The organism is Thermodesulfovibrio hydrogeniphilus, assembly GCF_054657355.1.
Map to the genome: position 1 here is coordinate 1,569,886 of NZ_BAAHYW010000001.1, position 22,461 is coordinate 1,592,346.

Here is a 22,461-nt window from a genome sequence, read left to right on the forward strand (position 1 = left end):
GGATGCCTCGCAATGACTGGCTGGGTAGTCATTGAACATGATTGCCGTACTTAGCTTACGGCAGGCTCGTAATGACAGGCTAACAAAGGTTTTATATAAAAATCGTTCAATTTAGACAGGAGGTTAGCAAATTGATTTCACCAGAAAAACAGCTTGAAATAATTAAAAGAGGAACAGTAGAGATAATACTTGAGGAAGACCTTATTAAAAAACTTGAAAACTCATACAAAGAAAAAAAACCATTGCGTATAAAGGTAGGCTTTGATCCGACTGCTCCTGACATTCATCTCGGTCATACAGTGCTTCTTGAAAAAATGCGGCAGTTTCAGGAACTTGGACACGAAGTGATTTTTCTCATCGGAGATTTCACAGGAATGATAGGGGATCCATCAGGAAAAACAGAGACCAGAAAACCACTTACAAGGGAAGAGGTCCTGAAAAATGCAGAGACCTATAAGGAGCAGGTATTCAAAATTCTTGACCCTGAAAAGACAATCATCAGATTTAACAGCGAGTGGTTTGGCTCAATGACTGCTCTTGATATGTGCAGACTTGCAGGCGCAGAAACTGTTGCCCGCATGCTTGAAAGGGAAGACTTCAAAAAAAGATTTTCAGAAGGAAGACCTATAACAATCTTAGAATTTCTATATCCTCTGCTTCAGGCATACGATTCTGTTTACTTAAAGGCAGATATAGAGCTTGGTGGCACTGACCAGAAGTTCAATTTGCTCATGGGAAGACAGTTGATGAAGATGTACGGAATGCAAGAACAGGTTGTTATCATGATGCCCTTGCTTGAAGGACTTGATGGTGTTCATAAAATGTCTAAAAGTCTTGGCAACTACATTGGAATAAATGAACCTCCTGATGAAATGTTCGGTAAAGTCATGTCAATCAATGATGAGCTGATGCTAAAGTATTATGAACTTTTAAGCCATATCTCCGTTGATGAATTAAAGGAACTTAAAGAAGGAATAAAGGAAGGAAAGATTAATCCCCGTGATGCAAAAGAAGCTCTTGCAGTAGAGATTGTCACAAGGTATCACGGCAGTGAAAAAGCTGAAAAGGCAAGGGAAAACTTTATCAGACTTTTCAGAAAAAAAGAAGCTCCTGAGGAAGTTGAGACTATAGAAATAAAAAATGAAGAAGGGGGAATCTGGTTGCCCAAGCTGTTAAAGGAAAGAGGAATTATCAAAAGCACATCTGAGGCAATAAGACTCATAAAACAAGGCGGAATAAAGATAAACAATGAATCAATTACAGACCCTGATATAAAGCTTCAAAGTGGCGAGTATCTTATCAAGATTGGCAAACGAAGATTTGTGAAATTGGTGATTAGTGATTAGTGAGGGGTGGATAATCTTTATAAGTCTAAATTGAGCGTTTTTTATATAAAACCATCGTTAGCCTGTCATCACGAATATATTGATGCAAATTCTTTTTAGATTGCTTTGGATGCCATCTTCCCCTTTGCAATGACTAACAGGGGATGCATCGCGATAAAGATAAGAGTGGTCACTGCGCGTGTTAGATAAAAATTAAATGTCCGTGAAATTTTTCTTCCTCAGTCCAAGTTTTTCTCCTATCAACTCCTCTAACAATTCATTCATTCTCCTTCTCAATTCTACCATACTTAGCTGCTCTCTCATTTATTTTAACCCAACTTCATCAATTTTCAGCCTTTAAAAATATCAAAAGCTTTATAATTCAATAAGTTATATCTTTTTTCATTCAATTTTGTAGTCTAACCTAATTTTATTATTTTTGCCTATTTATTCCCTTAAATATTGACTTTTTTGTCTAATTTTTGTATACTAATATAAAAAAGGAGGTAACTATGTTCGTAAAAGAATCTTGGTCAACAAAAAAAGGTAAAAAATACAAAACCTACGAAATATCTAAAGCTTACAGAGACAAAAAAACTAAAAAGGTTAGGCATGAAAAAATTGCCAATATCACTCACTTAGGTGAGCCTCTTATTTCCAAAATAAGGCAACTGCTTAAGTCACCTGAGAAAAATGTTGTAGTAGACAAAGACAAGTTTTTTGAGGATGCAACTTCAGTAGGGCATATACTGTTACTGTTAGGATTTATGATGAAGATAGGATTTCTGGGATGGTTAAGGCATTTTCCAAAGAAGGTAAGAGATTTGCTTTTGGCAGTAGTGCTTAACAGGATAATAGAGCCAAGGAGTAAGTATGCATCAGTGGGATGGATACGAAGAAGTGGTTTTATGGAACTGTTTGATTTAAGGGAAGAGGATATGCATGTAAATGAGATATACAGGGCAATGGACAAGTTGTATGAGAAGATGGATAATGTGTTAGATGATTTTTATAAGACGGGAGCACAAGGGACAAAGTTGTTGCTTTATGATATTACCTCAGTATACTTTGAGGGTCAAGGACCTCTGGGGCTTGCAAGATATGGATACTCAAGGGATGGGAAGCCCGATAAAAAGCAAGTATTGTTGTGTTTATGTTTGAACGAGAATAAATTTCCAGTGCATTTTGATGTTATAGAGACAGTTGTCAAGAATTTTGTGTCTCATGCGCAAATCTCATCTGAAACATTTGTTGAAGTTCATACAATACCCCACGAGATACAGCCATCGGTTTGCTCCATCTGCCTTTTCTTATTTTATCTACTATCACATATATAGCCACTGATGCAGTTTTCTCAGATTGAAAATACCCTCCAGAGTTTACCCTTAAGACTTCCAGCCTGCTATTTATATTCTCTACCGCATTCGTTGTATATATGTGCTTTCTTATCTCTTCTGGATATTTCTTGTAACAAAAATAATTCTCCTTCTTGCTATTTAGCATCTTTATATAGGCAGGATATTTCTTTTCAAATCTCTTTAGCACATCTTCAAATTCCCTGACAGTATCCTCATAATCGCCTATGTGTTTTATTCTGTTAATCTCTTCACTAAACTGCCTTGCATCAGCCTTTGACATATTTTTGTAAATATTTCTTTGCATATGAACAAGGCAAAGTTGATGGTCAGTTTGAGGAAATAAGGTCTTTACAGCCTCACTAAGCCCTGGAAAATCATCAGAGACAATTATCATTACTCTCCTCAATCCCCTGCTAATCAGATTGTTAAATATCTTGAGCCAATCTCCTTTGTTTTCTGAGCCAATAAAAACATAATACCCATACAAATCTTTCTTCATCTGCATATCTATCCCTAAAACCGTATAGATGACTGCTTTACGAATTCTTCTGCTTTCATCCTTCATCTCTGTATGATATGCATCACAAAATAGGGCAAAACAATCAGAAGGCAGTTCTCGGCTTACTAATTCTTTTGCTTTACTGTATAACTCCTCTTTTAACTCCTCTATTTGCTCAGGAGAATATGGAAGATTCATGCTTTTCTGGAAGACTTTTGATTTTTGATGGAGAGTAACTCTACAGAATCAGATTTAGGATGAAATCCTCAAAATCTTTGTCAAATCTTTTCCAATGAGGTGGTAGCACTCTGAGAGCGAAATCTTCCCTGTCTGTCTCTTGGCACTGACAAATTTAAATTTCCAAACATACATCCGAGCTGTCTTTGATAAAACCCATTTGATTTGTTGTCAGAGTCTGCCTCTACAAAAAAATCTCTTTCTTTCTTCATCAATAAATTAAAAAGCATCTCAGCTAAAACTTTAATGCTTTCCTGAGGTGGCATCTCTGCAATTTCTTTAATAAAATTTTCAAGCCCAAACTGCCTTATCACTTCCCATTCCTCCTTTTTTAAGGTTATTCCATAAATTGTTTTTTTTGTGCTATTATTCTTTTTAGTTCCCATTTTCCTCTAATCCAAAAAATATCTGCACAATAGACACAATTTTATTATAACCTCCTATAGGGATAAGCCCGAGAGTATATGAATCGGGCAAGAGTGTAAAGAAAAAGGGGAAGATACAGAAGAAGGGGAGTGCATATATAAGGAAGATATTGTATATGGCAGCGATGTCAGCGATGAGATATAATAAGGCATGCAAAGCATTGTATGAGAGGATGATACAAAGGGGCAAGAGCAAGATGCAGGCATTGATAGCAGTAGCCCATAAACTAATAAGGCAGGTATATGGAGTTTTAAAAAGTGGGATACCATACAATGAAGAAATTGCAATGAATGGAAAAAAATACTTGACAAATTAACACGGAACATTGCGAGCGAAGCGAGGCAATCTCGTCTTTTAGATTGCGAGACAGCCTTTTGACAGGCTCGCAATGACGGAAAAAATAAACGAGCAGGCTCGCAATGACAGGCTAAAAAGGGATTCCATATAAAAATTACTCAATTTAGTTAAAACTACTTAATTCTTTTGACTGATGCGCCTAACTGGATAAGTTTTTTATCAAGCTCCTCATAGCCTCTGTCGAGGTGGTATATGCGGTCAATGACTGTTTCTCCTTCTGCAATAAGTCCCGCAATTACCAAAGAGGCAGAGGCTCTCAAATCTGTTGCCATTACCGGTGCGCCCTTTAATTTTTTCACACCCCTCACAGTTGCTGTATTACCTTCAACAGCTATATCTGCTCCCATTCTTCTTAGTTCTGCCACATGCATAAATCTGTTTTCAAAGATTGTTTCCTTGATGACACTCGTGCCATTTGCTATTGTCATCATAGCCATAAACTGGGCTTGCATATCAGTTGGGAATCCCGGATATGGCATTGTCTTTATATCAACTGCTTGAGGTCTTTTAGCACCAATAACCCTTAAACCTTCCTGTGTTTCCTTAAAAACAACACCTGCGTCCTTCATTTTTAAAATAACTGCGTCTAACAAATTAACATTACATCCTTTAAGCAGAATATCACTACCCGATGCTCCAGCAATTGCCATAAATGTTCCAGCCTCAATTCTATCAGGAATGATTTCATACTCTGAAGGTGGTTCAAGCCTTTCAACTCCCTCAATCTCTATGATACTTGTGCCAGCTCCCTTTATCTTTGCACCCATAGCTATTAAATAATTTGCCAGATCAACGACCTCTGGCTCTTTAGCAGCATTCTCTATTCTTGTTGTTCCTTTGGCAAGAGAGGCTGCCATCATGAGATTCTCTGTGCCTGTAACCGTAGGAATATCAAAATAAATCTCCGCACCCCTTAATCTTGATACCTTTGCAATGATATATCCTTCATCAAGTTTTATTTTTGCCCCCATTTTTTCCAATCCAAGTATGTGTAGATTGACAGGTCTTGCACCAATAGCACAACCACCCGGCAAAGAGACCTTTGCTTTCCCAAATCTTGCAAGCAGTGGTCCTAAAACTAAAACAGATGCTCGCATTGTTTTTACAAGTTCGTAGGATGCTTCAAATTTATTTATCTTTGAGGTGTCAATTACACAAACTCCGTTGCTGAACTCTATCTCTCCGCCCATTCTTCTAATTAGTTCTGCCATGGTGTTAACATCCCTGAGCTTTGGAATTCTCTTTAACACATGCACTGCAGGAGCAAGAAGTGTTGAAGCCATTATGGGAAGAGCTGCGTTTTTTGCCCCACTTATTGTAACTTGACCTTTTAGGGGTCTTCCACCAAAAATTTGTAACTTTTCCATAGATAAATATATTAAACTAAAAAAGGGGGATAATGGAAATATGATTACGATTGATAAAGTAATAAACAAGGTTTTACAGTACAGACCGAATGCTAATGTAGAACTTATAAGGCAGGCTTATGTTTTCTCAAGAGAAGCCCATTGTGCACAGCTGAGAAAAGAAGGAATTCCATATATTTATCATCCCCTTGCAGTTGCAGATATTTTAGCAGACATGAAACTTGATGCAACAACAATTGCAGCAGGACTTCTACACGACACAGTTGAAGACACAGGTTTTACTGTTGAAGAAATAAGCGATATGTTCACTCCTGATGTTGCTTTTTTGGTTGATGGAGTTACAAAACTGAGCAAAATCAAGTTTTCCGATGTTGAAGATGTAAGAGCAGAGAGTTTCAGAAAAATGTTTCTTGCAATGTCTAAGGATATAAGAGTAATACTCATAAAATTTGCTGACAGACTTCACAACATGAGAACAATTGAATTTCTACCCACCGAGAAGCAAAGGAAAATAGCTAAGGAAACTCTTGAAATATACGCTCCCCTTGCAAATAGGCTTGGTATTGGATGGATGAGGACAGAATTTGAAGACCTTTCATTTAAAGTCCTGCATCCTGAAGAATACAGAGAACTTGAAAATAAAGTAGCAAAGAGAAAGGAAGAACAGAAGGAGTACATTGACAATGTAATCAAAATCCTTTCTCAAAAAATCACTGAAATGAATATTCCTTTCAGAATTTTTGGAAGGGTAAAACATCTATATGGAATCTACCAAAAAATGCAAAAACAAAAAATTCCCTTTGAGCAGGTCTACGATGTCATAGGAATAAGGGTAATAACCGATACTGTTACTCATTGCTATGACATTCTCGGTATCATCCATTCTTTGTGGACACTTATCCCGGGTAGATTTAAGGACTTTATAAGCCTGCCAAAATCTAATTTATATCAGTCTCTTCATACTACTGTCATAGGTCCTGGCGGTGAAAGGGTAGAATTTCAGATACGAACAGAGGAGATGAATATCATTGCAGAGGAAGGTGTAGCAGCCCATTGGAGATACAAAGAAAAAAAGGACTTAAGTGCAAGGGAAACAAAACTTGTATCTTGGCTAAGAGACCTTATAAAGGAAATTTCAGATGCAAAGGAACTGCTTGATGCAGTAAAGGCAGAAGTCGTTCCTGATACCATTTATGTATTCACTCCAAGAGGTGATGTTAAGGAACTTCCAGTAGGAGCAACTCCTGTTGACTTTGCCTTTTCAGTTCACTCAGAAGTAGGAGCAAAGTGCGCAGGTGCAAAGGTCAACGGAAGGATTGTTCCCTTAAACTATCAATTGCAGAGCGGAGATGTTGTTGAAATCATAACAAGCCCTCACCAGAAACCAAGAAAAGACTGGCTACAGTTTGTAGTAACCCAGAGAGCACGAAGCAAAATTAAACACTTTTTAAGGCAGGAAGAAAGACAACAAGGCATAGAAATTGGGAAGCAACTTTTGGAGACTGAGCTAAAAAAACATGGACTACAAACTTCTGTGCTCAAATCAGACAATTTAGAAAATGTGCTTGAGTCATTTTCGGTTCAATCTGTTGAGGATTTGTTTCTTCTGATAGGACATGGAAAAATTTCAGCCCATCAGGTCGTAAACAAATTAATACCTGAGCATACAAAAGAGACAGTTTTAATCCCTAAGAAATATCCTTCAAAGAAAGAAACCAAACAGTTTATCTCTCTTAAAGGCGTGGATGAAGTTCTTTATCACATTGCAAAATGCTGTATGCCTGTACCGGGAGACGAGATAATTGGTTTTATAACGAGGGGTAAGGGAATTACAGTGCATCGCAAGGATTGCATAAATGTTCAGTATCTTGAAAAGGAGAGAATTATTGAAGTTTATTGGACATCCGATGGAAATTCAAGGGTTCAGACAAGAGTAAGCATTGAATGTCTTGACAAACCCGGTATGCTTGCGGAAATAACAAGTCTTTTAGCAGCAAACAATGTGAATATCACAGAAGTTAAAGCAAAAACAACATCTGACAGAAGAGCAATCATAGATTTCACCATAGAAGTAAAAGACAGAAATCATCTCTCTGAAATTGTCAATAAAATTTCTCAATTAAGCGAAGTTTTATCTGTTAAAAGGTAGCTAAAGAACAAGAACATTGTCAATAAGCCTTGTGTCTCCTATTTTTAAGGCAATTGCAATCAGGTATTTATTCTGCCTTTCATTCACCTCATCAAGCGTAAGAGGGTCAAATACTCCTGCATACTGAATTTCTCTCACAAGGGGCTCGGATTTAAGAATCTCATGTATTTTTTTCGTAACCTCTTGAGGTTCCTCCCCTTCTCTTAAGAGTCTCTCTCCTTCTCTTAATGCTTTGTAAATTATTGTCGCAGCCTTTCTTTCTCGTTCATTCAAATAAAGATTTCTTGAGCTCATTGCAAGCCCGTCTTCCTCTCTAATTGTTGGACATACTATAAGCTCTACATCCATATTTAAATCCTCAACCATCCTTTGAATTATGACTGTCTGCTGATAATCCTTTTGCCCGAAATAAGCCCTCGTTGGTCTTACTATATTGAATAGCTTGCATACGATTGTTGCCACACCTCTGAAATGATTAGGTCTGAATTTTCCGCACAGCTTATTGCTAATATTCTCAACGCATACATAGGTGCTATAACCTTCAGGATAAAGAGAATCCTTATCTGGCAAAAAAAGATAATCAATACCTATTTTCTGTAACTTTTCCTTATCTCCTTCAATATCTCTCGGATACTTTTCAAAATCTTCTCCGGGACCAAATTGCGTTGGATTGACAAAAATACTGACAATTGTAATGTCGTTCTCATCTTTCGCTCTTTTAATTAAAGAAAGGTGACCCTCATGAAGAGCACCCATTGTAGGAACAAAACCGATGGTTTTTGATTTACTTCTTAAATCCTTTGTAATTTCACGCATTATTCTTGGAATCCTGATAACTTCCAATTGTCAACCTCCAATTTTAATATCTAAATAAACTGTTATCAAATGTCATTGTGCCTTCCTCTCCCATCATTGCGACTCCGAACATTCTCTCTCTCCGTCATTGCGACTCCGAGCGTAGCGAGGAGGAAGCAATCTCGTCGTCATAGTACCAGATAGCGACAGTGCTACAGAGCGACAGCTTAGAAATCCAAAAATTCATAACTACGAGCCCCCTGTTGTGAGCGATAACGTAGAGATTTCAGAGATTGCTTCGGCATCCTGACGGATGCCTCGCAATGACCCATCTGCCTCGTCATTGCGAGGACTTTCCTCCCCGTCATTGCGAGGGACGAAGTCCCGAAGCAATCTCGTCTTTGTATCCCCCGTCACAAAAAAAGAGATCACTTCGGCTTGCTTCGCAAGCCTCGTGATGACGGAAAAGAGGGAGTCATTGCGAAGGTACCCCTTAACCGTCATTACGAGGACTGCCTTTTCTGTCATCTGGAGGTATCCTCTACTTCGTCATTGCAAGGATTCTTCTCACACATCATTGCGAGGGTTCTCATTTCAGTCATTGCGAAGGCATCGCCACGACTTCGGCTCGCGACAGTCTCCGTGCCCGAAGCAATCTCCCTTTTTTCTTCGTACAATGGAGAGATTGCCACGCCTGTCTGTCGGCAGGCTCGCAATGACGGAAAAAATAAACGGCAGGCTCGCAATGACGAAATAAGGTGTCCTTCGGTTAGGCTTGCAATGATCTCCTCCTTTGTCACTGTGAGCCCACCTGTTGCGAGCGAAAACGTGGCAATCACCCACACTGTCATTGCGAGCCCCTCGATGGGGCGAAGCAGTCTCTGAAAATTCGTAAAACGTAAGGCGTGAGGCGCGAGACGTAAGACGTAATAAGTGAAAAGTAAAAGATGAGATTGCCACGCCTGTCTGTCGGCAGGCTCGCAATGACGGAAAAAATAAACGGCAGGCTCGCAATGACGAAATAAGGTGTCCACCATCCACCAACCACCATCCACCAATCACCAATTACAGCGACTCCTTTGAAGTTATCTCAATTACCTCTTTTATGTGCTTGTCAATTATTTCAGGCAAGAACGGGATATCAAGATTTAAAAATCCGCTTGTAATAAGGCTTGTTGCCTCATCCTTTGTAAGTCCCCTTGACATCAAATATTCAACCTGCTCCTCAGATATAGGTCCTATTGATGCTTCATGGGACAAATCTGCTTTGTCAGCACCATGAGAAATAAGCTGAGGAATAGCATAGATTGAAGCATCCTTTGAAAAAATGATGCCTCTACAGTCAAGTCTTCCCATACAGTAATCCTTTGTTTTTGCTACAAGATCACCCCTTGAATATATAACACTTTGATGGTCTGCGATGGTTCTTGCCAAAGATTCACCCTTTGTATCCTTTCCCTCAAATATAATCCTTGAGCCTAAGTCTATGTAAGAATCCTTAAGTCCGTATATAACAGTATTAAACCTTGCTGAAGCCCTGTCTCCTTTCAGATAAACTATAGGGCTGGATTGAATGGATTTTACAGGCTTCATCAATGCGTAGTTGTTTACATATACGCCATCTTCCTCAACAAGTACTGCTGTTCTTGGACGGACATAGAAGTTCTCAGCCCAGTTGTGAATCATTGTAAAGAAAAGTTTGCCTCCTTTTTTAACATAGAATTCTGAGATTCCAAGATGAATTCCAACTGCATCAGACTTTGAAAGCGTGCATCCTGTTATGACATGTAGCTCCGCACCCTCTTCAACGATGATAATATTATGCACATTCTGGCTGATGTAGCCCTCTGCAATCATCAAGCATGTCTGAAGTGGATAATCAAGCTTTTGTCCGGGAAGAATTCTTATAAAGTATCCATGTGTTGGATTTAATGCAACCTGCGCAGTGTATTTGTCAGTGTCTGGTGGTAAAATTTTCCAGAAATAATCCTCAAGCCAGTCATAGGTCTCTATGGCTTCAAGGGTACTCATAAGCTCAACTTTACCCTCATAGAGCTTGTTTAATCTTTTGTAAACAACGGAGTGGTCCATCTGTAAATAAGAGCCTGAACGCTCCTTTTCTTCCACATCAACTCCAGCCATAAGGGCTGCTTCTTTTGCAAGTTCTGGCAATAGCTCAAGACTTTCTATCTTTCCTCTTTCAATGTGTTTCTGGAATTTTTCCAAATCTATGTCTTCTCCATACAATGCAGGTTTATTGACCGCTTTTTTTGCCCTTTTTTTAATCTCTTCTATGTATTTTTTGCTTACTGGCATACCATACACCTCCTGTATCCGTTTCTCTTTATTTCAGAGAGTATGTCTCTTGGATTTCCCTTACACTGTAGCTTACCATTAAGCAAAATATATCCTTTATCTGCATTGATGTAATCAAGAATGTAGCCTGTGTGAGTTATGATTATCGCGCTTCTTTTTGGGTCCTTGATTCTTTGCCCTCTTCCAAGAAGTTGATTTGTCATCTCTCCAATCAAAACAATGTTTTCAAGGTCAACACCTGACTCTGGCTCATCAACAAAAATCAAATCAGGCTTTTGAACCAAAAGCTGAAGCAACTCTGCCCTTTTTACTTCACCACCTGAAAATCCATCATTTACATCCCTTGAAAGATGACCTGTCAGATTAAGTTTTTCAGCATACTCCATAATCTCTTCCTCAGTTTTTCCATTTCCTACAACAGTGAGAAGTTTTTTAAGGCTCACACCTCTTACCACTGGAGGTCTTTGAAAAGAAATTCCCATTCCGAGTTTGGCTCTTTCAGAGACATCCATGTTTGTTACATCAACGCCTTTGAATATTATTTTGCCCTTTTCTACTTTGTATTTTGGAAATCCCATCAATGTCATAATCAATGTAGTTTTACCAGCTCCGTTAGGACCGAAGAGGACCGCTACCTCTCCGTAATCAACTGAAAAATTAATATCTTCCAAAACCTTTCTTCCTTCAACGGAGACATGAAGGTTTCTGACTTTTAACATCTCTGCCATTTTTATGCCTCCTTCTTTTTTTATCATATCTTCCCCCTTAGTGATTTAATTTACATCTTGGATCAAATCCATGCGTTGTTTTTTTATGGATAATGCAATGGGCAATGCATCCACCCCTGCAGTCTTTATAAAATCCGCATGTTTTGTTGATACATTTATTTCCATTGAATTTTTTAAAAATTCCTTGCATGTCTGATAATAGCATTTCTGAAAGATTATCTCTAAATATGTTGCCAATGCAGAACTCTCTTTTGTTTGCTAAAAGATAGCATGGATAAACTGAGCCATCAGGAAGGATTGTAATTTTTTCAGTCATAGCAGGGCATCTGTATTTTGAATTTCCTCCTATAAAACCCTTGCAGTAAACAGGCTCTATATTTGGATATAGTTTTTTCATACTTTCAACTCTCTCCATAAATTCATAAAAAGGCATTGAAAACTTTAAATCCTTCTCTGTCAGCGCATCCATGTAAATTAAATAATAATTTATTTTGTGATTTTTTGCAAATTCCAAAATATTGACATCTGGCATTTGCTTTTTTGTAATAACAGTTTTTATCCAAAGCTTATGAGCCTTTATGAGCTCAAGCAACTTGTAATCAGGCTTTCCATTAATTGACACACCTACTTTGACATTCTCATAAGCTCTGCTTAAAAATTTCTCCAATGTCTCGGTCATGCTTCCGTTTGTGCTTATTGTAACTCTGATACCATTTTTTGTAGCTTGACTTACAAGTTCATCTAAATGGGAATACAAAAAAGGCTCTCCACCTAAGATATCAAGTTTGAAAATTTTGTTTTCTGCAAGAATATCAATCAATTGCTCTATTTTGTCTTCAGGAAACTCATCTCCTGAAAGTCCTCTACTAAAGCAGAAGGAGCATTTTTGATTGCACCTTAAAGTTGGAAAAAATTGGACATACTCAATCATTTTTAATTAGCTCATAAACAGCTTTCTTTATATCATCAAAAATTCCTTCATGTCTAAGAATTGCTCCTGCCTCATCATAGCCAAGATAGTAAAGGGTGCTGTGTTTTTTAACATCTATTGTTCTAAGGAATGCCTTCAATGTTGCCTCAGCACAAGTAACGCCAATTTCTCCCTTTTTCATTCCACCTACAATCATTAAAAGGGCTTTTCTATTATGAATTGGCGAGATTGACTTTTTTAAAACATATTTTTCATACCAAAGGCACTGGCATCTGTCAATTAGAAGTTTAAACTGAGCAGGAATTCCAAAGAAAAATATCGGAGTTGCAATTATAATTCTGTCTGCTTGACGAAGAAGCGGATATATCTTCTGCATATCATCTTCAATGATGCACTGTCCTGTTGTGCTACAGGCATCACATTCACTGCAGCCTGAAATATTAAGTTCAGCAGGTCTTAAAACTGTTATTTCTGCATTGTATTCCTTACAAAGCTTGATTGCTTCGTTTAATAAAATCTCTGAATTTCCCTTTCTTGGCGAGCCTAATATTGACAGGATTTTCATTGTTTAAAAGCTCTTCATATAAAGAAATGGAGCGATGATGAGGCATCATCGCTCCATGTTCAGTTCATTAATTTATTCTATAATTTATTCTATCTTTTTGTACATCTTCTTTGGAGCACCGCAAACAGGACATTTCTCAGGTGGCTCTCCCTCAACAGTATGCCCACATCCTTGACATACATAGTAATCAGCATCAAACTTTTCAGCAAGTCTTTCAAGTGCCTTTTTGAAAAGCTCAGCATGAACCTTTTCAACTTCATAGGCAAACTGTAAACTTCTCTTTGCAGCCTGTGCACCTTCAGCTTCTGCATCCTTAATCATTGGTGGATACATGCTTTCAAACTCATAGGTCTCACCCTGTATAGCTGCTGCAAGATTCTCCTTTGTGCTTTTTATTCCACCAGCAGCTCTTAAATGATTTTGGGCATGCACTGTTTCAGCATCTGCTGCTGCCTTGAATAACTTCGCAATTCCGGGATATCCCTCTTCTTCTGCCTTTTTTGCAAATGCAAGATATTTTCTGTTTGCCTGAGACTCTCCTGCAAATGCATCCATTAAGTTTTTAAGTGTTTTCTCCATCTCTTCACCTCCATTTAAAATTTTGCATGATACTCTTTTAAAGCCTTGCCAAAGGCTATGCCAAACTCATAGCATTTTTTAAGTTCCTCCTCAGAGGGATTATACAAAACTCGCAATCCATGCTCAAATATCTCAATCTTCATAGCTTTTGCATATTCATACATCTGCCCTACTGCCTCACCTGACCATCCATAACTGCCAAAGGCAGCAAAAAGCCTGTTTTTAGGTCTCAAACCTTTAAGATAGGTAAGAAAATCAGCCACAGATGGGAAAATGTTGTTATTCAATGTTGGTGAGCCTACAAGAAATCCTCTGTATTTATAGATTTCTTTTACTGCTACGCTCTTTGGAGTTGCCCTGAGTTTAATAATCTTAACCGGAACTCCTTCATCCTGTATTCCCTTTGCAATAGGGAAAACCATTTTCTCTGTGCTGTGCCACATTGTGTCATAAACAATTACAGCACCAAGCTTTGCCTTTGCATCAACCATTTCCAAATACCAGCCTAAAACCTTGTCAATATGAGAACGCCAAATAACACCGTGGTCTGGAGCAATCATCTCAATTTCAATACCTGATTTTTTGACTTCCTCAATCTTTGCCTTGATTACATTTCCATAGGGCATCAAAATATTTGCATAGTAATCAAAAACAGCATCCTCAAGGTCTTCCACGCAGTAATTTTGAATAAACTCATCATCAAATCTCTCAACTGATGCAATGTGCTGTCCAAAGGCATCCTGACTTATGAGAAGCTTTTCTTCCTTTACATATGTAAACATTGAATCGGGCCAATGCATCATTGGAGTTTCAATGAAATGGAGAGTTCTTTTTCCAATTTTTAAAGTGTCACCTGTCTTTACAGTGTGGACTTTGTATTTGCTTAAATCAATGAATTTGCTTAATGCCTTTTTACCTTTTTCAGTCATGTAAACATTGGCATCTGGAATTATGCAAAGAATGCTTTCAAGTCCTGAGGCATGATCGTTTTCTATATGATTGATGATTATATTTTTAATCTTTTTTGGCTCAATTATATGGGAAATGTTGTCTATTGATATGTGGGTAAAGTCCTGATGAACTGCATCAACAAGCGTAGGCTCATCGTCAATTATCAAATAGTTGTTATAGCTTGTGCCACGAGGAGTTTCGTATCCGTGAAAATCCCTTACAGCCCAATCAACAGCACCCACCCAGTATATATCGTTCTTTAACTCTACTGGCTTCATGCTTACTCCTCAAGAAGTGAGCTGAATTTGTCAAGATGAAGCTCTTCCTCTTCAAGAATCTGCTCAAAAAGCTTTCTTGTTACATAATCTTCCTCTTTTTCAGCAAGTTTTATAATTTCTTTGTAAAGTGCTACTGCCTCTTCTTCAGCTTTCTTGTCAAGTTCAAGCATTTCTGCAAGATTTTTTCCAATTGTAATTGGAGCGGGCTGAGTGGTTGGAGTTCCTCCGTAAAAGGATATTCTTTCTGCAATTTTTTCAGCGTGCAACATCTCGTTTATAGCAAACTGCTTTAAAAGAGCACTAACTGGTTCTGCCTTTATTCCCTTTGCCATAACATGTTGCCACATATACTGGATGCTTACTTGCAGTTCTCTTGCAACAGCTTTCTGCAGTTTTTCCATAAGCTCACTGCTTATCATAGAACACCTCCGTTTTTTTGGATTTTTTACTGATGTGATTTATATTCTTTTAGAAAACCTCTGCTACCGCAGGCAGGACATTTCTGGGGCTTGTGTTTTGCAGTTCTTATTGCACCGCATTTTGTGCACTGATACTCTTTAAATCCTATCTTCAAATTCTCTTTTCCCTTACAATCATTGCAAAAAACATAAATTGTAAGCTGGGTATCTATTATTTCAAAGTCTTTTGCGTATTTTTTCAAATCAGGAAGCTCTATATCTGGAATATCAAAAATTTTTCCGCAGTTTATACAAACAGCATGATGATGGAGCGTTGTATCTGGATCAAATCTTCTTTTTTCAGAGTCAACATAAATTTCTCTAACTCTGCCTGTTCTTTTGAGAAACTCAAGAACATTGTAAACTGTAGCAACAGACATGGTAGGATAATCTCTATACAATGCCTCGTAAATATCCTCTGCTGAGGGATGAGATTTGTTTCCCTCAAGATATTTCAAAATCGCAAGCCTTTGCGGTGTCCATTTAATTTTCGGTTTCATTAAAATTATTATAAATAAAAATATTTTATTTGTCAAATCTGTCTAAAAAATTTTATACCTAATTTGAGCGATTTTTTAAACTCTATAGCCTTTTATTGCAAGTCTCACCGAAGGACACCTTATTCCGTCATTGCGAGCCTGCTCGTTTATTTTTTTCGTCATTGCGAGCCTGCCCGTTTTATTTTATCCGTCATTGCGAGCCTCACCGTTTATTTTTTTGTCATCGTATGATAAATATATGGACACTAAACAGGGATAAGTTAAAATAAAAGGAAGAAAGAAGGTGGGCAAGGACGATTTGTCATAGGTCTTAAAGACCGTTCGCAATGTTGTCCACCACCTTCTCCCTTCCCTTAAGCCTGAACGGAACATTAGGCTCAGACAGCCTGAATGAGTTCCCACGATGATAGGATAAGGGAAGAAAAACAAAAAAATCAAATGGAGGAAGAGAAATGACAAAAGAGAAGTTCATAGTTGGAGTAGATGTGGCAAAGGATACCATAGCAGTAACAATTAGGGAAAGAGGTAAAGGTAAAAGAGCTTCTTTCAATCTAAAGAATCATGCAGAGCAGTTGCATAAGGCTTTGAAAAAGGAGCTACCTGACTGCTGTAAAGAGGATATACTGGTTGTTATGGAACATACAGGGGTTTATCATTTAAAATTAGCCCATGCCTTATATGAGCAAGGGTATAAGGTAGCAATTTTGAATCCGCTGCAGACAAAGAAACTTGCGGATGCAAAGTTTAATAGAGCGAAGACAGACAAAATAGACTCTGCAGTGATAGCTGAGAGTGTGGAGATTTGCGAAGAGATAAGATTATTTAAGCCAATGGCTGAACCCCAGCGGAAGATTAAGATACTATTAACTTGCCTTGCGAAGATTCAGAAACATCTTAATTGTTTAAAGAATCAAAGAGAAGCATTAAGATATGAACCGATAATGGTAGATACAGTAATAGAAAATTTTAACGAGCTCATAAAAAATGCAGAGGAAACAATACAGAAGATGGAGAAGGAATTGGAAGAATTGGCGGTAGGCCAGTTATGAGAAACAGATAAAGTTAGCGGATAGTGTGCCTGGAGTTGGCAAGAGGACAGCATGCATAGCAGTATCAATGCTTGGATGTTTTGAAAATTTTGACAGAGTAAAGGCAGTAGGCAGTTATATAGGGATAAGCCCGAGAGTATATGAATCGGGCAAGAGTGTAAAGAAAAAGGGGAGGATACAGAAGAAGGGGAGTGCATATATAAGGAAGATATTGTATATGGCAGCGATGTCAGCGATGAGATATAATAAGGCATGCAAAGCATTGTATGAGAGGATGATACAAAGGGGCAAGAGCAAGATGCAGGCATTGATAGCAGTAGCCCATAAACTAATAAGGCAGGTATATGGAGTTTTAAAAAGTGGGATACCATACAATGAAGAAATTGCAATGAATGGAAAAAAATACTTGACAAATTAACACGGAACATTGCGAGGATTTTCCTTCTCGTCATTGCGAAGATTTCCCTTCGCCGTCATTGCGAGGAGCGATAGCGACGAAGCAATCTCGTTTTTCTATTTCAAAAGACAAAAAAGAGAGAGAGCACTTCGGCTTGCTAAAGCAAGCCTCGTGATGACGGGAAAAAGTCGCTTTGCAAGCCTCGTGATGACGAAAAGGGTGTCATTGCGACTCCGAGCGAAGCGAGGAGGAAGCAATCTCGCCGCCATATTGCCAAAGAGCGACAGTGCTCCAGAGCGACAGCGTAGAAAGCCAACAGTTCGTCACTGCGAGCCCTCTGTTGTGAGCAAAAATGTAGAGATTTCAGAGATTGCTTCGGCAGAGCTTTGGTCTGCCTTGCAATGACCGGATGGGGTATAAAGGAACGAGATTGCCACGCACGGAAGTTATAATAAAATTGTGTCTATTGTGCAGATATTTTTTGGATTAGAGGAAAATGGGAACTAAAAAGAATAATAGCACAAAAAAAACAATTTATGGAATAACCTTAAAAAAGGAGGAATGGGAAGTGATAAGGCAGTTTGGGCTTGAAAATTTTATTAAAGAAATTGCAGAGATGCCACCTCAGGAAAGCATTAAAGTTTTAGCTGAGATGCTTTTTAATTTATTGATGAAGAAAGAAAGAGATTTTTTTGTAGAGGCAGACTCTGACAACAAATCAAATGGGTTTTATCAAAGACAGCTCGGATGTATGTTTGGAAATTTAAATTTGTCAGTGCCAAGAGACAGACAGGGAAGATTTCGCTCCGCAGTGCTACCACCTCATTGGAAAAGATTTGACAAAGATTTTGAGGATTTCATCCTAAATCTGATTCTGTAGAGTTACTCTCCATCAAAGATCAAAAGTCTTCTTAAAAGCATGAATCTTCCATATTCTCCTGAGCAAATAGAGGAGTTAAAAGAGGAGTTATACAGTAAAGCAAAAGAATTAGTAAGCCGAGAACTGCCTTCTGATTGTTTTGCCCTATTTTGTGATGCATATCATACAGAGATGAAGGATGAAAGCAGAAGAATTCGTAAAGCAGTCATCTATACGGTTTTAGGGATAGATATGCAGATGAAGAAAGATTTGTATGGGTATTATGTTTTTATTGGCTCAGAAAACAAAGGAGATTGGCTCAAGATATTTAACAATCTGATTAGCAGGGGATTGAGGAGAGTAATGATAATTGTCTCTGATGATTTTCCAGGGCTTAGTGAGGCTGTAAAGACCTTATTTCCTCAAACTGACCATCAACTTTGCCTTGTTCATATGCAAAGAAATATTTACAAAAATATGTCAAAGGCTGATGCAAGGCAGTTTAGTGAAGAGATTAACAGAATAAAACACATAGGCGATTATGAGGATACTGTCAGGGAATTTGAAGATGTGCTAAAGAGATTTGAAAAGAAATATCCTGCCTATATAAAGATGCTAAATAGCAAGAAGGAGAATTATTTTTGTTACAAGAAATATCCAGAAGAGATAAGAAAGCACATATATACAACGAATGCGGTAGAGAATATAAATAGCAGGCTGGAAGTCTTAAGGGTAAACTCTGGAGGGTATTTTCAATCTGAGAAAACTGCATCAGTGGCTATATATGTGATAGTAGATAAAATAAGAAAAGGCAGATGGAGCAAACCGATGGCTGTATCTCGTGGGGTATTGTATGAACTTCAACAAATGTTTCAGATGAGATTTGCGCATGAGACACAAAATTCTTGACAACTGTCTTAAATAATCTTATCTCTTCGCAAATCTCCACACACTCAGCTATCACTGCAGAGTCTATTTTGTCTGTCTTCGCTCTATTAAACTTTGCATCCGCAAGTTTCTTTGTCTGCAGCGGATTCAAAATTGCTACCTTATACCCTTGCTCATATAAGGCATGGGCTAATTTTAAATGATAAACCCCTGTATGTTCCATAACAACCAGTATATCCTCTTTACAGCAGTCAGGTAGCTCCTTTTTCAAAGCCTTATGCAACTGCTCTGCATGATTCTTTAGATTGAAAGAAGCTCTTTTACCTTTACCTCTTTCCCTAATTGTTACTGCTATGGTATCCTTTGCCACATCTACTCCAACTATGAACTTCTCTTTTGTCATTTCTCTTCCTCCATTTGATTTTTTTGTTTTTCTTCCCTTATCCTATCATCGTGGGAACTCATTCAGGCTGTCTGAGCCTAATGTTCCGTTCAGGCTTAAGGGAAGGGAGAAGGTGGTGGACAACATTGCGAACGGTCTTTAAGACCTATGACAAATCGTCCTTGCCCACCTTCTTTCTTCCTTTTATTTTAACTTATCCCTGTTTAGTGTCCATATATTTATCATACGATGACGAAAAGAAGAAATCCTCGCAATAACGGGAAGGAGAAATCCTCGCAATGACGGGGAGAGGGACGCAATGACGACAACGGGAAATTTTCGCAATGAAGAAAAGGGGGGAGACTGTCGCGAGCTAAAGGAGTGGCAACCTCTCGCAATGAAGGAAAAAACTGTCGCAAGACAAAGGCGTGACGACCATTCACAATGACGGAAAATTACTTTCAGTGAAAATGTGGGCGTAACAACACTTATCAGATTCTCCAATATGCTAAAATATATAAAAAAGGCTATTTCAGGAGGAAGTCATGGAGTGTAAAATTGAGAGAAACAGAAAAATATGCACCTGCACCTATGAGCCATGCGAAAAAAAAGGAATTTGCTGTGAGTGTTTGCACTATCACAGAAAAAGAGGGGAGCTTCCAGCTTGTTATTTTACACCTGAAGTTGAAGCAAGCTATGACAGAAGCATAAAAAGATTTATTCAGATGCATACAAAGAAGTGATATCTTCAAGGACTACATCCCTTGCGTCCCTGATTTGCTTTGAAAGTTTAACTTTAGCAATTTTGACACCTGCACGGGATGCATATGTTCGGGATGTAAATACTGTCAAACATTTGTTTGAGTAGATTATTTTATTAGCCAAATATGGGTCATGCCCACGAATAAGGCATTTAGCATCAATTTTTTTTAGAAATTCTTCCAAATCATCTTCTTTAAATCTTGGAATACCTATTCCCCGAAACATTGGAGAGATTTCTGCATCAGCCCAAAGTATATCTAATATAAGGTCTCTTCTTGATTTTTCATTGATTTGTTGCCCTTGCAAAGGAAATCCTGCATGGGATGCAACAACTCCATTTGTCGTTTTTATCATCAGAGGCATTTCCTTGAATACTTCAATCGCTGCAGAGTGGATATCTCTTCCAAAAGTTCCGAATATATCTATTAAATTGCTGTCAAACTCGTAGGGATAACAAAAAACAGCGTAGTGGGCTTCATGATTTCCCTTCAAGATAAAAACTCTGTCTGAAAAATTTATTTTTAAAAGACATACATAAAGAAGATTATAAAGAGAGCCTTCTGGTTCAGGCTCTCTATCAATGTAGTCGCCAAGAAAAATCAGATAACTTTTCTCATTGGTCAAAAATTTCTTTGCAATATATTTAGTTAGTGTAAAATCTCCGTGAGTGTCACCTACAAAAATTGCTTCACCTGAATTGGCACTTAGATTTATCAGCGGAGGCTCTTTACTTAAAACCTCCGCTGTTTGTTTAAATGTATCAATGATAGTCTCAGGCTCAAAATTTGATATTAATTCAGGCTTATAGATTACCTCCGAATGCATCTACTATTTCCTTATGATTTCCATCTGAGGCTATATTTTTTATAAAGGCATTAGCCTCAGGAGTACCAATTAATTTTAAAGCCCGCACAATAGCAATCTTAACAGCAGTGCTTTTCTCATTTGGAAATGCCTCAATAAGATACTTTGTAGCCTCTGGCATTTTTATCCTACCCAATGAGTTAGCAGTTGCCTCTCTTACTAAAACTTCAGGGTCTTTAAGTCCTTCCTTAAGTATCTCTATAAGCCTCCTTGAAGGTGGAAAATCTCCCAATGCCTCTGCAACATAGGACTTTAGAGATGGACACTCATGATGGAAAAATGGGTTCTGAAACATGGAAAGAAGGGCTTCCTGAGATTGAGGAGTTTTTAAATGTCCAAGCATTCTAATTGCTCTGATTCTGTATCTCCAGTCATAACCTGCTGCATCTGCGAGTTTTACAACGGTGGAGAATTTTTCTGGAGATTGAAATTTTTCCAGAAACACTGGGTCAGAAATTTTCTCTCTCCAATTCGGAACATCAAGTTCTTTCAAAAGGTCATCAATTGTGTGGGCATATACAGAATTTGTGGCAATTAAAAACAAAGGCAAACAGAATAAAAGAAAAAACTTTTTCATAGTTAGTGCCTCCCTTTAAAGATTAAATTTTTCCTTATTGTTTATAATAAAACTATGGAATTGAAAAATGAAAGAGAAAAAATTGTACGCATTGCGAAAAAAATATATCAAATGGGGCTTGTAACAGAAATTAGCGGTAACTTGAGTTTAAGGGTGAGCGAGAATCAATTTTTAATAACGCCATCAGGCAAATCGTATGAAAAACTAAAAGCATCAGAAATTGTTCTTTTAGATATGAATGGAAACATAATTGAAGGCATAAAAAAACCTTCCACTGAAACTAAACTTCATATTGAGATATACAAAGCAAGACAAGATGTAAATGCAATAATTCATACTCATTCAACATATGCCTGTGTTCTTGCTTCCCTTGAAATGCTTCTTCCAGCAATACTTGATGAGCAGAAAGAAGTATTCGGAGGAGAAGTAAAAGTTTCAAAATATGCTCCCGCAGGTTCTGAGGCTCTTGCCCTTGAAGCTGTAAAAGCATTGGGTAATGGAAAAGCAGCTATTCTCTCAAAGCATGGCACAGTATCTGTGGGCAAGGATTTAAGGGAAGCCTACATTGTATGCGAACTTCTTGAAAGACTAAGTAAGATATATATTTTTACAACGCTGATGAAGAAATCGTTAGGAGGCAAAGCAGTTTCTGAGATTGCTTCGGCATCCAAAATTTACCATTCACTATCCACCAACCACCAATAACCATTCACCAATTAGAGACTGCTTCGCCTCCTTCGGAGGCTCGCAATGACAGAAAAAAATAAACGGCAGGCTCGCATTGACAGAAGAGTAGGCGTTAATGTGAGGTTTTTTTAATCGTCAATGCGAAGGTGTCCCCCTTCCCGTCATTGCGACTCCGAG

21 protein-coding genes and 3 pseudogenes are annotated in these 22,461 nt (G+C 38.0%); 9 read left to right on the forward strand and 15 right to left on the reverse strand.

Translation table 11 applies throughout. The features are described from left to right. The first annotated feature begins 134 nt into the window (after window positions 1-134). Both tyrS and ACYQ3P_RS07870 read left to right on the forward strand, forming a co-directional pair. The gene (gene tyrS, locus ACYQ3P_RS07865) at window positions 135-1,346 is read left to right on the forward strand and encodes a tyrosine--tRNA ligase (protein ID WP_460178066.1); all 1,212 of its coding nucleotides are present in this window, start codon (window positions 135-137) and stop codon (window positions 1,344-1,346) included. A 491-nt stretch (window positions 1,347-1,837) separates the two neighbouring features. Continuing rightward, the gene (locus ACYQ3P_RS07870) at window positions 1,838-2,662 is read left to right on the forward strand and encodes an IS1634 family transposase (RefSeq protein WP_460177370.1); all 825 of its coding nucleotides are present in this window, start codon (window positions 1,838-1,840) and stop codon (window positions 2,660-2,662) included. Between the two features lie 40 nt (window positions 2,663-2,702). Here ACYQ3P_RS07870 and ACYQ3P_RS07875 read toward each other — a convergent pair. Together ACYQ3P_RS07875 and ACYQ3P_RS07880 are read right to left on the reverse strand one after the other, a co-directional pair. Continuing rightward, window positions 2,703-3,380: pseudogene (locus tag ACYQ3P_RS07875) on the reverse strand (IS256 family transposase); the annotation flags it as partial. Between the two features lie 80 nt (window positions 3,381-3,460). Further along, the gene (locus ACYQ3P_RS07880; protein WP_460177371.1) at window positions 3,461-3,805 is read right to left on the reverse strand and encodes a transposase; all 345 of its coding nucleotides are present in this window, start codon (window positions 3,803-3,805) and stop codon (window positions 3,461-3,463) included. Between the two features lie 56 nt (window positions 3,806-3,861). Between ACYQ3P_RS07880 and ACYQ3P_RS07885 the strand changes: the two are divergent. Further along, window positions 3,862-4,161 (forward strand): annotated as a pseudogene (locus tag ACYQ3P_RS07885) (transposase); the annotation flags it as partial. Between the two features lie 154 nt (window positions 4,162-4,315). Here the strand turns inward: ACYQ3P_RS07885 and murA are convergent. Next, entirely contained in the window at window positions 4,316-5,569 is a 1,254-nt protein-coding gene (gene murA, locus ACYQ3P_RS07890; RefSeq protein WP_460177372.1) for a UDP-N-acetylglucosamine 1-carboxyvinyltransferase, read from the reverse strand. 40 nt (window positions 5,570-5,609) lie between these two features. Here murA and ACYQ3P_RS07895 point away from each other — a divergent pair, with 40 nt between their 5' ends. Further along, the gene (locus ACYQ3P_RS07895; protein WP_460177373.1) at window positions 5,610-7,718 is read left to right on the forward strand and encodes a RelA/SpoT family protein; all 2,109 of its coding nucleotides are present in this window, start codon (window positions 5,610-5,612) and stop codon (window positions 7,716-7,718) included. Here ACYQ3P_RS07895 and panC read toward each other — a convergent pair whose 3' ends face one another. From panC to ACYQ3P_RS07940, 9 genes are all read right to left on the reverse strand, one after another. Next, window positions 7,719-8,561 carry a pantoate--beta-alanine ligase gene (gene panC, locus ACYQ3P_RS07900; protein ID WP_460177374.1) on the reverse strand — a complete coding sequence of 281 codons (843 nt, stop codon included), beginning with the start codon at window positions 8,559-8,561 and terminating at the stop codon, window positions 7,719-7,721. It abuts the gene before it with no gap. A gap of 1,017 nt (window positions 8,562-9,578) precedes the next feature. Next, window positions 9,579-10,829, reverse strand: coding sequence for a SufB/SufD family protein (locus ACYQ3P_RS07905; protein WP_460177375.1), 1,251 nt, complete (start codon window positions 10,827-10,829; stop codon window positions 9,579-9,581). Beyond that, a complete protein-coding gene (locus ACYQ3P_RS07910) occupies window positions 10,820-11,548 on the reverse strand; it encodes an ABC transporter ATP-binding protein (protein ID WP_460178067.1) in 729 nt (242 codons plus the stop codon). Before ACYQ3P_RS07910 ends, ACYQ3P_RS07905 begins: the two co-directional genes overlap by 10 nt. Before the next feature lie 46 nt (window positions 11,549-11,594). Then, window positions 11,595-12,488, reverse strand: a complete 894-nt coding sequence (locus ACYQ3P_RS07915) for a radical SAM protein (RefSeq protein ID WP_460177376.1) — start codon at window positions 12,486-12,488, stop codon at window positions 11,595-11,597. Further along, on the reverse strand, window positions 12,481-13,053 hold the full coding sequence (locus tag ACYQ3P_RS07920) for a flavodoxin family protein (RefSeq protein WP_460177377.1): 573 nt from the start codon (window positions 13,051-13,053) through the stop codon (window positions 12,481-12,483). Before ACYQ3P_RS07920 ends, ACYQ3P_RS07915 begins: the two co-directional genes overlap by 8 nt. 84 nt (window positions 13,054-13,137) lie before the next feature. Then, window positions 13,138-13,632 (reverse strand): rubrerythrin family protein, encoded by a 495-nt coding sequence (locus tag ACYQ3P_RS07925; protein WP_460177378.1) that lies wholly within the window; start codon window positions 13,630-13,632, stop codon window positions 13,138-13,140. 14 nt (window positions 13,633-13,646) lie between these two features. Beyond that, window positions 13,647-14,861, reverse strand: a complete 1,215-nt coding sequence (locus ACYQ3P_RS07930) for an FprA family A-type flavoprotein (RefSeq protein ID WP_460177379.1) — start codon at window positions 14,859-14,861, stop codon at window positions 13,647-13,649. 2 nt (window positions 14,862-14,863) lie between these two features. After that, window positions 14,864-15,280, reverse strand: coding sequence for a ferritin-like domain-containing protein (locus ACYQ3P_RS07935; protein WP_460177380.1), 417 nt, complete (start codon window positions 15,278-15,280; stop codon window positions 14,864-14,866). 26 nt (window positions 15,281-15,306) lie between these two features. Continuing rightward, a complete protein-coding gene (locus tag ACYQ3P_RS07940; RefSeq protein ID WP_460177381.1) occupies window positions 15,307-15,819 on the reverse strand; it encodes a transcriptional repressor in 513 nt (170 codons plus the stop codon). A 452-nt stretch (window positions 15,820-16,271) separates the two neighbouring features. Here ACYQ3P_RS07940 and ACYQ3P_RS07945 point away from each other — a divergent pair, with 452 nt between their 5' ends. The 3 genes and pseudogenes from ACYQ3P_RS07945 to ACYQ3P_RS07955 all read left to right on the forward strand — a co-directional run. Next, window positions 16,272-16,868, forward strand: coding sequence for an IS110 family transposase (locus ACYQ3P_RS07945; RefSeq protein ID WP_460176447.1), 597 nt, complete (start codon window positions 16,272-16,274; stop codon window positions 16,866-16,868). 25 nt (window positions 16,869-16,893) lie between these two features. Continuing rightward, window positions 16,894-17,286: a transposase gene (locus ACYQ3P_RS07950; protein ID WP_460176154.1), complete on the forward strand. Its 393-nt coding sequence runs from the start codon at window positions 16,894-16,896 to the stop codon at window positions 17,284-17,286. Between the two features lie 649 nt (window positions 17,287-17,935). Further along, window positions 17,936-18,862 (forward strand): annotated as a pseudogene (locus ACYQ3P_RS07955) (IS256 family transposase); the annotation flags it as partial. Window positions 18,863-18,902: 40 nt separating this feature from the next. Here the strand turns inward: ACYQ3P_RS07955 and ACYQ3P_RS07960 are convergent. Further along, window positions 18,903-19,415, reverse strand: coding sequence for an IS110 family transposase (locus ACYQ3P_RS07960; RefSeq protein WP_460177382.1), 513 nt, complete (start codon window positions 19,413-19,415; stop codon window positions 18,903-18,905). Between the two features lie 524 nt (window positions 19,416-19,939). On the opposite strand from ACYQ3P_RS07960, the gene ACYQ3P_RS07965 reads away from it, so the two are divergent. After that, entirely contained in the window at window positions 19,940-20,137 is a 198-nt protein-coding gene (locus tag ACYQ3P_RS07965) for a DUF6485 family protein (protein ID WP_460177383.1), read from the forward strand. Here ACYQ3P_RS07965 and ACYQ3P_RS07970 read toward each other — a convergent pair. Next, the gene (locus ACYQ3P_RS07970) at window positions 20,112-20,981 is read right to left on the reverse strand and encodes a metallophosphoesterase family protein (RefSeq protein ID WP_460177384.1); all 870 of its coding nucleotides are present in this window, start codon (window positions 20,979-20,981) and stop codon (window positions 20,112-20,114) included. The two genes, ACYQ3P_RS07965 and ACYQ3P_RS07970, sit on opposite strands and share 26 nt — an antisense overlap. Continuing rightward, window positions 20,959-21,597, reverse strand: a complete 639-nt coding sequence (locus ACYQ3P_RS07975) for a HEAT repeat domain-containing protein (RefSeq protein WP_460177385.1) — start codon at window positions 21,595-21,597, stop codon at window positions 20,959-20,961. Before ACYQ3P_RS07975 ends, ACYQ3P_RS07970 begins: the two co-directional genes overlap by 23 nt. A 54-nt stretch (window positions 21,598-21,651) precedes the next feature. On the opposite strand from ACYQ3P_RS07975, the gene ACYQ3P_RS07980 reads away from it, so the two are divergent. After that, on the forward strand, window positions 21,652-22,302 hold the full coding sequence (locus ACYQ3P_RS07980; protein ID WP_460177386.1) for a class II aldolase/adducin family protein: 651 nt from the start codon (window positions 21,652-21,654) through the stop codon (window positions 22,300-22,302). The last annotated feature ends 159 nt before the right edge of the window (window positions 22,303-22,461 follow it).